The 11697-nt window shown below is 71.6% G+C and carries 7 protein-coding genes and 1 pseudogene; 6 read left to right on the forward strand and 2 right to left on the reverse strand.

The window, feature by feature from the left end; genetic code table 11:
- Window positions 1–114: 114 nt before the first annotated feature.
- The 4 genes from ACFV2X_RS22090 to ACFV2X_RS22105 all read left to right on the forward strand — a co-directional run bounded on the left by ACFV2X_RS22090 (window position 115) and on the right by ACFV2X_RS22105 (window position 3851).
- Window positions 115–1665: a flavin-containing monooxygenase gene (locus ACFV2X_RS22090; RefSeq protein WP_385618979.1), complete on the forward strand. Its 1551-nt coding sequence runs from the start codon at window positions 115–117 to the stop codon at window positions 1663–1665.
- Window positions 1662–2672 carry an alpha/beta fold hydrolase gene (locus ACFV2X_RS22095; protein ID WP_385618982.1) on the forward strand — a complete coding sequence of 337 codons (1011 nt, stop codon included), beginning with the start codon at window positions 1662–1664 and terminating at the stop codon, window positions 2670–2672. Before ACFV2X_RS22090 ends, ACFV2X_RS22095 begins: the two co-directional genes overlap by 4 nt.
- Window positions 2669–3559 (forward strand): SDR family oxidoreductase, encoded by an 891-nt coding sequence (locus ACFV2X_RS22100; RefSeq protein WP_385618984.1) that lies wholly within the window; start codon window positions 2669–2671, stop codon window positions 3557–3559. Before ACFV2X_RS22095 ends, ACFV2X_RS22100 begins: the two co-directional genes overlap by 4 nt.
- An 82-nt stretch (window positions 3560–3641) precedes the next feature.
- A complete protein-coding gene (locus ACFV2X_RS22105) occupies window positions 3642–3851 on the forward strand; it encodes a hypothetical protein (protein WP_385618987.1) in 210 nt (69 codons plus the stop codon).
- Between the two features lie 73 nt (window positions 3852–3924).
- Here ACFV2X_RS22105 and ACFV2X_RS22110 read toward each other — a convergent pair.
- Window positions 3925–4566: pseudogene (locus ACFV2X_RS22110) on the reverse strand (RNA-guided endonuclease InsQ/TnpB family protein); the annotation flags it as partial.
- 370 nt (window positions 4567–4936) lie between these two features.
- Complete coding sequence (locus ACFV2X_RS22115; protein ID WP_385618990.1) at window positions 4937–8518, reverse strand: S41 family peptidase; 3582 nt, start codon at window positions 8516–8518, stop codon at window positions 4937–4939.
- 166 nt (window positions 8519–8684) lie between these two features.
- On the opposite strand from ACFV2X_RS22115, the gene ACFV2X_RS22120 reads away from it, so the two are divergent.
- Both ACFV2X_RS22120 and ACFV2X_RS22125 read left to right on the forward strand, forming a co-directional pair.
- On the forward strand, window positions 8685–9287 hold the full coding sequence (locus ACFV2X_RS22120) for a TetR/AcrR family transcriptional regulator (RefSeq protein WP_385618992.1): 603 nt from the start codon (window positions 8685–8687) through the stop codon (window positions 9285–9287).
- A 143-nt stretch (window positions 9288–9430) separates the two neighbouring features.
- Window positions 9431–11674, forward strand: a complete 2244-nt coding sequence (locus ACFV2X_RS22125; protein ID WP_385618994.1) for an MMPL family transporter — start codon at window positions 9431–9433, stop codon at window positions 11672–11674.
- Window positions 11675–11697: the final 23 nt, after the last annotated feature.

An 11697-nucleotide genomic window follows, 5' to 3' on the forward strand; every position in this document is an offset into this window, starting at 1 on the left:
AACCGCCGGTAACTTCCGTCCGTCCGGCCCCTACCGCTCGGTAGCACCCTGTCCTACGCTCAAACCGTGCCAGTAATTGCTGGCAACGTTCCGAGTGTTGCGGGAGGCGGCCATATGACTGGCGCTGAGGTGACGCGAGAGCACGTACGGGTGGCGGTGATCGGAGCCGGGTTCGGCGGGCTGGGGGCGGCCGTACGGCTGCGCCGGGCGGGGATCACCGACTTCGTGGTCCTGGAGCGGGCCGGGGCGGTCGGGGGCACCTGGCGGGACAACACCTATCCGGGCTGTGCCTGTGATGTGCCGTCCCATCTGTACTCCTTCTCCTTCGCGCCCAACCCCGATTGGCCGCGCAACTTCTCCGGGCAGCCGCATATCCGTGCGTATCTGGAGCGGGTCACCGACACGTTCGGGCTGCGGCCGCATCTGCGCTTCGACTCCGAGGTGCGGTCCATGCGCTGGGACTCGCGCGCGCTGCACTGGGAGATCGACACCGCGTCAGGCGCGCTGACCGCCGATGTCGTGGTCAGCGCCACCGGACCGCTCTCCGACCCCAAGATCCCGGACATCCCGGGCCTGGCGGACTTCCCCGGCCGGGTCTTCCACTCCTCGCGCTGGGACCACGGCTACGATCTGCGCGGCAAGCGCGTCGCGGTGATCGGCACCGGTGCCTCGGCCATCCAGATCGTGCCCGCCATCCACCGGGAGGTGGACCGGCTCACCCTCTTCCAGCGCACCCCGGCCTGGGTGCTGCCGCGCATGGACCGCCGTATCTCCGCCGCCGAACACTGGCTGCACACCAAGGTCCCGGCCACCCGCGCGCTGCGGCGGGCGGTGCTGTGGGGGGTGCGGGAGCTGCAGACCGGCTCGTTCACCAAACGGCCCGATTCGCTGCGGCTGGTGGAGCGGATGGCCGTCCGCCATATGCGGCGGGCCATCGAGGACCCGGCCCTGCGGGCCAGGCTGACGCCGGATTACCGCATCGGCTGCAAGCGCATCCTGCTGTCCGGCGACTACTACCCGGCGCTCGCTCAGCCGCATGTCGACGTCGTCGCGGCGGAGTTGAAGGAGGTGCGCGGCTCGGCGCTCGTCGCCGCCGACGGAACGGAGGCGGAGGCGGACGCGATCATCTTCGGGACCGGCTTCCATGTGACCGATATGCCGATCGCGCGGCGGGTGACCGGGGCGTACGGGACGACGCTCGCGGAGGAGTGGCGGGACGGTATGGAGGCGCTGCGCGGCACCAGCGCGGCGGGTTTCCCCAACCTGCTGACGATCATCGGGCCGAACACCGGGCTCGGGACCAGCTCGATGATCCTCATCATCGAGGCGCAGCTGTCGTATCTCGTCGACTTCATGCGGCAGTTGGACGTGCTGGGCGGGAAGGTGGCGCTGGACGCCCGGCCGTCGGCGGTGCGGGCGTGGACCGACCGGATGGCAGCGCGGCTGAGCCGTACGGTGTGGAACGTGGGCGGCTGCGACAGCTGGTACCTGATGGGCGGGCGCAATACGACGGTGTGGCCGGGGACGACGACGGAGTTCCGCAGGGTGACGCGGAGGGTGGACGTCACGGAGTACCAGGTGCTGCGGCCGGAGCGCGAAGCACCGCCCGGCGCCGCGCCGGATGTCGTGGGTGTCGGTGCGGGCGCGGGGCGGGAGGCCCGGTGAGCCGCCGTCCGGCGCGGCAGGCCGCGGGTCCGTACGCGCCGCCCGTCGCCGTGAGCGAACTGACCGTCATCTCCTCCGACGGCACCCGCCTGCACGCCGAACTGCACGGGCCCGAAGGCGCCCCGGCCGTCGTGCTGGTGCACGGCTGGACCTGCTCGACCGCCTTCTGGGCGCCGATCGTCCGCGAACTGGCCTCCGGCCACCGGGTCGTCCTGTACGACCAGCGCGGCCACGGCCGCAGCCCGGTCACAGACCCGGGCGGCTACAGCACGCACACGCTCGCCGACGACCTGGCGGCGGTGCTCGACCAGACGCTCGCGCCCGGGGAGCGGGCCGTCGTCGTGGGCCACTCCATGGGCGGTATGACGCTGATGGCCGCCGCCGACCGGCCACAGCTGCGCGAGCGTGCGACGGCCCTGCTGCTGTGCAACACCGGCGCCTCACGGCTGCCCGCGCGGGGCCGCGTCATACCGCTGCGCGGTGAGCGCCTGCGGACGCGGGTGCAGCGCGCGCTGCTGTGCTCGCGCGCGCCGCTCGGGCCGGTGACACCGGTCTCCAGACGGCTGCTCAAGTACGTGACGATGGGCCCGGCATCGGGCCCCGCCGTGGTGGAGGCGTGCGCGCGCATCGTGTACGCCTGCCCACGGGCGGTACGGGCCGCGTGGGGGCGGGTCATGAGCGACCTCGATCTCGACGCGGAAGTCGGCCGGCTGGCCCTGCCCACCGCCGTGCTCGCCGGCACGGCCGACCGGCTGACCCCACTGGACCACGCCCGAGCGCTGGCGGCTTCGCTGCCACGGTGTGTCGGCCTCACGGAGCTGGACGGGCTCGGGCATATGGCGCCCGTGGAGGATCCGGCGGCGGTGAGCGGGGTGATCCGCGGGCTGGTGGCGGAGTACGGGCAGGCGTACGGGCACGAGGGCACGGCGCAGGACACGGCACAGGGCACGAGGCAGAGGGCGCTGGGCGCCACGGACGACGACACTGTCGAGGAGCCGACGACATGAGTGCGCGCAGGAGTCTGGAAGGCCGGGTCGCCGTCATAACGGGCGCGGCGCGGGGCGTGGGGGAGTCGCTGGCCCGGAAGCTGTCCGCACGGGGGGCCGAGGTGGCGTTGGTGGGGCTGGAGCCCGACGGGCTGCGGCGGGTGGCGGAGGGGCTGCATACCGAGTCCGCCCACTGGCACGCCGATGTCACCGACCAGGAGGCGATGACCCGCGTGGCCGGGGAGGTCGTCGAGCGCTTCGGCGGTGTGGACATCGTCGTCGCCAACGCCGGAGTGGCCCAGGCCGGTCCGTTCGCCGACACCGACGGGACGGCCTGGCGGCGGGTCATCGAGGTCAATCTGCTGGGCAGCGCCGCCACGGCCCGCGCGTTTCTGCCCGCGCTCGTCGCGCGCCGCGGCTATCTGCTGCAGATCGCCTCGCTCGCCGCGCTCACGCCCGGGCCGATGATGTCCGCGTACTGCGCTTCCAAGTCCGGTGTCGAGGCGTTCGCGCACTGTCTGCGCGCCGAGGTGGGCCACCGCGGCGTACGGGTCGGCGTGGCCTACCTCAGCTTCACCGATACGGACATGGTGCGCGGCTTCGAGCGGGACGATGTGTTGTGGGAGTTTCGGCGGCGGCTGCCCTGGCCGGTGAACCGCACCTGTCCGCTCGGCCCGGCGGTCGACCGGCTGGTGGCCGGGATCGAGCGCCGGTCGGCGCATGTGTACGGGCAGTGGTGGCTGCGCGGTATGCAGCCCGTACGGGGTGCTCTGCCCGCGCTGATCGGCACCTTCGCGCAGCGCGATGTGCGGCGCTTCGAGCCTCGGTTCGCGGCGACGCGCGAGCGGCGGACCGGGCTGGTGGGGGCCGGTGGCGAGGCGGACAACAAGGCACGGGGGATTGATTGACCTCTGGGCCGAAATGCGCGGGATGTCGGTGCGTGTCACGCTGGTCGGGCCTGTCCTCTGCCACCCCATGAGAGGCGACACGATGGCCAGCAAGGACCAGTTCAACGAGAAGGCCCGTCAGTCGAGGCGCAAGGCGCAGGACGACCGCGGCCAACAGGCGCAGCCCGGCCGGCAGCCGCAGCAGTCGCAGCAGCCGCGGCGTGAGCAGCCGCCGCGCGAGAGCCGTGAGCAGCGCCCGATGCGGGACCGGGAGGAAGGGATCGAGGACCAGGAGCCCTACGAGGAGATTTGACTGCTCCCCTCCCTGAACGGGAGGGGATTCCTGGCTCAGGCTCCCTCCGGGAGCAGCGCTCCCGGAGGTCTTACAGCGGGAGTGCGTGCTTGGTTCTCGCTCCGCACGATGCGCAGTCCATGGTGGTGTGCGCGGGATGCACAAGGCGGATGTCCCGCCCGTGCTTGCGGCCCATTTCGATCAGGGCCTTCTTCGTGGCGCCGATCGCGGCGTCCGCCGCCTTGCGCGCCACCGAGGACCTGGCGAGGAACTTCGCCTTGAAGTCCTCCACCGCGACGGCGTCGTGGTCGGTCACAACCTTCTTCGCCCACTTGCGGCCCGTGTCCTGCCGCTGCCGGGCGATCTTCGCGTAGGCCTCCGCCCGCCACTTCTTCGCCTCGCGGTAGCCCCTCGATGCGGCCTGCCCCTTCTTCGGTCTGCGGCGGGCCATCATCCGGTCGTACCGGGTCAGCCTGGCCTGGGCCCTGCGCCCGTGCTCCGGATGCGGGAGGTCATGGACGTTCGAGGTGGTGGTCGCGGTCTGCTTCACACCCCAGTCCACACCCAGCACGCGGCCGGTCTTCGGCAACGGCCGCACCTGGGTGGGGACCACGAACGAGCAGTACCAGTGCCCGACGCTGTCCTGGTACACACGCACCGAGGAGGGGGCGGCGGGCAGGTCCCGCGACCACACCACCGTCAGCACGATCCCGCTCGCCAGGTACGGGGATCGTCCTCCACCGGCACCGGTCCCATTCCGCCAGCAGTGCCGTGCGGGCGGTCGACGACGTGCGAAGACGGTACGTGAACCGGGCGTACCCGGCCTCGTCGGCTTCACTCGATGTCACCATGCCGCCAACGTAGCGTCGTCGTTCGTGCCTCACTCTGTAATCCGGCAGCCCCACTCGAACGGGTGACCGCCCAAATTACTACGGACCGGCAGCCCCTCGACTCCGAGATCTCCACCCCCTGGCGAGCACCCTCCCCGCTCCCCGGGCGGAAGCCGGATCGCCCGGCGGCGATCCGGCTTCCCCTGCTCCGCCACGCTTCCGGGAATCCCGGTGACCACGGTGGGGCGCGTCCGATTCCGGACGCGCCTCACCGGCTCAGCCGCTCCTCGGCGGCAGCTTCGGGCGCCGCAGGTCCGGTACGTCCGAGTAGTCGGGCGGGGTCGCCGCCGGATGGCGTTCCAGCAGGTCGAGCGCCGTACGCACCGCGACACCCAGCTGCGGATGGCGGCCCTCCGCCCAGTCGAGCGGCGAGCGCAGCGCCTCGATGTCCGGCTCCACGCCGTAGTTCTCGACACCCCACCGGTACGCGTCGAACCACGCGGCGTTCATCGGCACCGTGATCGACGTACCGTCCCCGAGCCGGTGCCGGCCGGTCATGCCGACCACCCCGCCCCAGGTGCGCAGCCCCACCACCGGGCCGATGCCCTGGATCTTGAAGGCGGCCGTGATCATGTCGCCGTCGGAGGACGTCGCCTCGTCCGCGACCGCGACGATCGGGCCGCGCGGCGCGTTGCTGGTGTACGAGACGGGTTCGGCGTGGCGGGTCAGGTCCCAGCCCATGATGGTGCGGGTGAGCTTTTCGACGACGAGCTCGCTGATATTGCCGCCCGCGTTGCCCCGTACGTCCACGATCAGCGCGGGCAGCGACATCTCGCGGCGCACATCGCGGTTGAACTGGGCCCAGCCGGAGCCGCCCATATCGGGGATGTGCAGATAGCCGCACCGCCCGTCGCTCAACTCGCGCACCACCGCGCGCCGCTTGGCCACCCAGTCCTGGTAGCGCAGCGGCCGGTCGTCGATGAGCGGCTGGACCGCGACGCGGCGCGGCGGACCCGCCCCGTCGCCGTCGGTGGAGCTGTCCCCGGCCTTGCTGTCACCGGCCCCGCTGTCACCGGCCCCGCTGTTTCCGGCCTCGTCGGCGGGCTGGAAGGTGAGCTCGACCGTCGTCCCGCCCGCGGCGGTGAGCAGCGGGAAGGGGCCGGCCACCGGGTCCACGGGGCGGCCGTCGACATGCGTGAGCGTGGCGCCCTCGCGGATGCCGGTGCCGGCCAGCGGTGAACGCGCCCGGGAGTCGGAGGACTCGCCGGGCAGGATGCGGGAGATGATCCAGCGCCCGTCCTTCGTGCGCGCGAAGTTGGCGCCGAGCAGCCCGATGGGGCGCTGGTAGTGGGCCGGGCCCTCGTTGCGGCGGGCCGGCATGACGTACGCGTGCGAGGTGCCGAGCTCGCCCTGCACCTCGCGCAGCAGATCGGCGAACTCATCGGGGGAGGCGACGCGTTCGACCAGCGGACGGTACTGCTCGAGCGCCCCGTCCCAGTCGACGCCGCACATGCCCGGATCCCAGTAGTAGGCGCGGGTGATCCGGCCCGCCTCGTCGTAAGCCTGCCGCCACTCGGCGGCCGGGTCGACGGTGTGCTGGATGCGCCGCATATCGATATGGACGGTGGCGTCGCTGTCGGCGGTCTCGGTGGCGGGCACCGCCCGCAGATCGCCCTCGTCGTTGACCACCAGCCGGGTGCCGTCGCCGCTGACCGCGAACCAGTCCAGGTCGTCGGTGAGTTCGGTGCGCTTGGCCTTGACCAGGTCGAAATGTTCGAGGGTGGGGCGGGAGGAGGTCTCGGCCGGATTGGCGAAGGTCTCGCCGAGCGCGCCGGAGATCGGCCAGCGCAGCCACACCAGGCCGCCGCCGCTGACCGGGTACAGCGCCGAGTACTTCGAGGCGGCCACCGGGAAGGCGGTGACCCGGCTCGGCAGGCCCTCCACCTCGATCGTGACCGTGCCCTCGGCGGCCTCGCCGTCACCGTCGTCGCTGCCGCCCGTGTACGCGCTGTCCAGATCGAGGCCGCCCGCCGCCGGGCGGCCCTCGGGGGAGAGTGCGAAGGGGGACGGGGTCGCGGAGGACAGCGGTACGAGGTAGGGGCGGCAGCCGAGCGGGAAGGACAGGTCGCCGGTGTGCACGTCGTAGACCGGGTCGAAGCCGCGCCAGGACAGGAACGCCAGATACCGGCCGTCGCGCGTGAAGACCGGCTCCTCGTCCTCGAACCGGCCGCTGGTCACGTCCACGACCGTACGGTCCGCGAGGCGCGCGATCTTTATCTGGCGCAGCGAGCGGCCGATACCGGGGTGCGACCAGGCCAGCCAGCCGGAGTCGGGGGAGAACGCGAGGTCGCGCACCGGCCCGTTCGTCGACCGGATCAACTCGCTGACCTCGTCGACGTCCGGTATTTCGGCCGAGGTTGAGGGGTCGGGTGCGGGGGCGGTTGAGGGGTCCGGCGCGGTATCCGGCGCCGCGTCCGACGCCTCCTCCGGGGAGGTGTCTGCGGCTGCGTCCGGTGCGTTGCCCTCCGCCTCGGCCGCGCCGTCCGCCGACGCGTCCTCCACTGCCTCCTCCTCCGCCGCGTCCACCGACGTGTCCACCAGCAGCAGCCGCCCGTCGTGCGCCGCCACCGCCAGCCGCTTGCCGTCCGGCGACGCGACCATCTCGCGCACCCGCCCGAGCCGGCCCACCGCCAGCCGTCGCCGCTCCCGCGGACCGCTCGCGCGCGGCAGGTACGCGATCTCGATGGCGTCCTCGCCCTCGGCGTCCGTCACATACGCCACGCGCCCGGTGTCGCCCAGCATCTCCGGCAGCCGGACCCGTACGCCCGGGGTGTCGGCGAGGGTGCGGGCGGGGCCGTCGCGGTGGGTCAGCCAGTACAGGCTGCCCCGTACGCATACCGCGCTCGCCCGGCCCGTGGTGTCCACGGACAGCGAGTTGACGTGCGAGGAGGCGGGGACCTGGTACGGGCGGCGCCCGGTGCGCGCCCCGCCGAGCCGTACGTCAAGCCGGCGCGGCTCGGCGCGCGGGCTCAGATCGTCGACCAGCCACAGGTCGCCCGCGCACTGGTAGACGATGCGCGAGCCGTCGGTCGAGGCGTGGCGGGCGTAGAAGTCGGTGTGGTCGGTGTGGCGCCGCAGGTCGGAGCCGTCGGGCAGAACGGAGTAGAGGTTGCCGATGCCCTCGTGGTCGGAGAGGAACGCGATCCGGCCCGCGACGAACATCGCCGAGGCCAGGTGTCCGTTCAACTCCGGTACCAGGCGCGTGCCGTGCAGCCACAGCCGACCCGTCGCGCCGCCGCGGTAGCGCTTCCAGGAGGCGGGCTCGTGCGGGGGCGTACCGGTCAGCAGGAGGGTGCGGCGCTCGCCGTCGACCTCGGTGACCGCGATATCGGAGACCGGGCCCCAGGGCAGCCGCCCGCCGGGGCTGCCGTCGGTGGGCAGGCTGTAGGCCCAGGAGAAGTGGGAGAGCGGCTGGTCGTGGGAGGAGACGGCCAGGATGTGCGAGGTGCCGTCCTGGTCGGGCGGCGTCCAGCCGCAGACGCGGGCGTCGACACCGCCCCAGTACGTCAGGCGCCGCGCCGCGCCGCCGTCGACCGGGACGAGATGGATCTCCGGGTCGAGGCTGCGCCAGGTCGTGAACGCGATCTGCGAGCCGTCGGGGGAGAAGCGGGGATGTCCGACGCGGGTGCGGTCGACCGTCAGCCGCCAGGCCCGCCCGGGTGGCTCTCCCGGCGCGGCCAGCGGCGCCACCCAGAGGTCGTCCTCGGCCGCGAAGCAGAGCAAGTCGTCGTGCAGGTGCGGAAACCGGAGATACGCGCCGTCGCCTTGGCCCGACGCGTTCGACAAAGCATCCTTCACCTGACCATCCTTCCGGGGCTGCCTCTTCAGGGCAACTCGGTCTTGTGACGCATCCCACGAGCGAAACGGGCTCGTTTCGTACAGTGCCACTCAGAACTGCGCTTACGCTATTGGTGTACGAAACCGTTTCGTTCGTGACGCTCCCATGTTCGGGAAGGAGGGCACGATGCAGGCACTGGACCGACGCCGCAGCCGGCTGTCCCCCGAGCGGGAGGGCGAGCTGTACGAAGCCGTCATGGGCCTCCTCACCGAGGTCGGCTACGACGCGCTCACCATGGACGCCGTCGCGGCCCGTACCCACTCCAGCAAGGCCACGCTCTACCGGCAGTGGAAGAGCAAGCCGCAGCTGGTGGCCACCGCGCTGCGGCACACCAAGCCCGTCTCGCTCGAAGACATCGACACCGGCTCGCTGCGCGGCGATCTGCGCGAGATGGTGCGGTGCGGCGACCATGCCCGGGAGCGGGACGCGGCCCTGATGCGAGGGCTGGCCCTGGCCGCCCACCAGAACCCGGATCTGCTCGAGGCGCTGCGCGAACTCATGGTCAAGCACGAGCTCGCCGCCTTCGAGACGGTGCTCGGGCGGGCCGTCGACCGCGGTGAGGTCGCCCCGGACCGCCCCGCCCTCCGCTACACCGTGCACATGCTGGTCGGCGCCTTCACCACCCGGGCCCTGGTCGAAGCCCAGGAGCCCGACGCCGACTATCTCTTCGACTACATCGACGCCGTGATCCTCCCCGCCCTCGGCGTCCGGTCCCCAGCCTCCCCCTGAGGCGCCCCTCCCCCCCCACTCTCCCCGCACCCCGGCTCCACCACCACACAACCCCATAGAGCTCCAGCCGGCGCGCCGCTCTCGTCGCCGTCTGGTTCCCCACCCCTGCCAGTCACGCCTACTCGACGGGAGCACCTCTCCTCGTGGCCACGTTCCTCTATAAACTCGGCCGATTCGCCTTCAGGCGACGTCGGTTCGTCGCCCTGATATGGGTGGCGCTCCTCGCGGTCGCCGGTGTCGGGGCCGCCACCGCCTCACCACCCTCCAACGACACCTTCTCCATCCCTGGTACGGAGGCCCAGAAGGCCTTCGACGTGCTGGAACAGCGCTTCCCTGGCGGTAACGCGCAGGGTGCCACCGCGCGCGTGGTCTTCCGCGCACCGGCCGGCGAGAAGATGACCGACGCGGCCAACAAGGCCACGGTCCAAAAGACCGTCCGTGAGCTCCAGTCGGGCTCGGACGAGGTCGCCTCGGTCGCCGACCCGTACAAGGCGGGCGGGGTCAGCAAGAACGGCACCACGGCATACGTCCTGACCACCTACAAGGTCAGCGCCATGGAGCTGGAGGACAAGACGCGGGACGCCCTGAAGGAGGCGGGCCAGGACGCCCGCAAGTCGGGGCTGACGGTCGAGATCGGCGGTGACGCGCTGGAGCAGATGCCCGAGACCGGCGCCACCGAGATCATCGGCATCGCGATCTCGGCGGTCGTCCTCCTGATCACCTTCGGCTCGCTGGTCGCCGCCGGACTGCCGCTGCTCACCGCGATCATCGGGGTCGGCATCGGCATCTCCGGGATCACCGCCCTCGCCACCACCCTGGGTCTTTCCAGTACGAGCTCGACGCTGGCGATGATGATCGGCCTCGCGGTCGGCATCGACTACGCGTTGTTCATCGTCTCCCGCTACCGGGCGGAACTGGCCGAGGGGCAGGAGCGGGAGGAGGCCGCCGGGCGCGCGGTGGGCACCGCGGGATCCGCGGTGGTCTTCGCCGGGCTCACGGTCGTCATCGCGCTCGTCGGCCTCGCGGTCGTCAACATCCCGATGCTGTCCAAGATGGGCTTCGCCGCGGCGGGCACGGTGGTCATCGCCGTGCTCATCGCGATCAGCCTCATCCCGGCCCTGCTCGGCTTCGCGGGCGGCAAGGTGCTCAGCCGTAAGGTCCGCAAGGCCGCCAAGAAGGGCGCGGAGGGCGAGGCCGCGGGCGAGGAGAAGCCCAACGCGGGTACCCGCTGGGCCCGTTTCGTACTGCGCCGCCCGGTGATGGTGCTGCTGGTGGCCGTGCTCGGCCTGGGCGCCGCCGCGCTCCCCGCGGCCAGCCTGGAGCTCGGCCTGCCCGACGACGGCTCGCAGCCGACCGACACCACCAAGCGCAAGGCGTACGACCTGATGTCCGAGGGCTTCGGCCCGGGCTTCAACGGACCGCTGATGGTGGTCGTCGACGCCAAGGGCAGCGACGATCCCAAGGGCGCGGTGGAGCAGGCCCGTAAGTCCATCCACGACGTCGACGGCGTCGCGAGTGTCAGCCCGGCTCGGTTCAACAAGGCCAATGACACCGCGATGCTGACGGTCATCTCCAAGTACAAGCCGAGCAGCGTCGACACCGAGGATGTGGTCCACCACATCCGGGACGAGGCCGCGTCCCTCAAGTCCGGGACCGGCGCCGAGATGCTGGTGACCGGCCAGACGGCGATGAACATCGACATCTCGCAGAAGCTGAACGACGCGCTGCTGCCCTATCTGGGGCTGGTCGTCGGCCTGGCCTTCCTGCTGCTGATGGTGGTCTTCCGGTCGCTGCTGGTGCCGCTCAAGGCGGCCCTCGGCTTCCTGCTGTCCGTCGTGGCGGCGCTGGGCGCGGTCGTGGCGGTCTTCCAGTGGGGCTGGGGCGGGAGCCTGTTCAACGTCGAGGAGCCCGGCCCGATCATGAGCATGATGCCGATCTTCATGATCGGTGTGGTCTTCGGTCTGGCGATGGACTACGAGGTGTTCCTCGTGACCCGGATGCGCGAGGCGTACGTCCACGGCGAGCGGCCGGGCCAGGCCGTGGTCACGGGCTTCAAGCACGGGGCCCGGGTGGTCACCGCCGCCGCGGTCATCATGATGAGTGTCTTCGCCGGGTTCATCGGCTCGTCCGAGTCGATGGTGAAGATGATCGGCTTCGGCCTCGCCATCGCGGTGTTCTTCGACGCGTTCATCGTCCGTATGACCATCGTTCCGGCGGTGCTCGCGCTGCTCGGGAAGGCCGCGTGGTGGCTGCCGCGCTGGCTGGACAAGGCGCTGCCGAACGTGGACGTGGAGGGCGAGGGCCTGCGCAAGCAGCTTGCCCCAGAACCCGCGGTGCGTGCGGAGAAGGATGAGCGGGATCCCGATGCGGATCTGACCCGGGTGTAAGTCCGGGTAAGCCCGGTTCCGGT

Origin of the sequence: Streptomyces sp. NPDC059679 (assembly GCF_042734105.1) — a bacterium.
GTDB lineage: Bacteria > Actinomycetota > Actinomycetes > Streptomycetales > Streptomycetaceae > Streptomyces.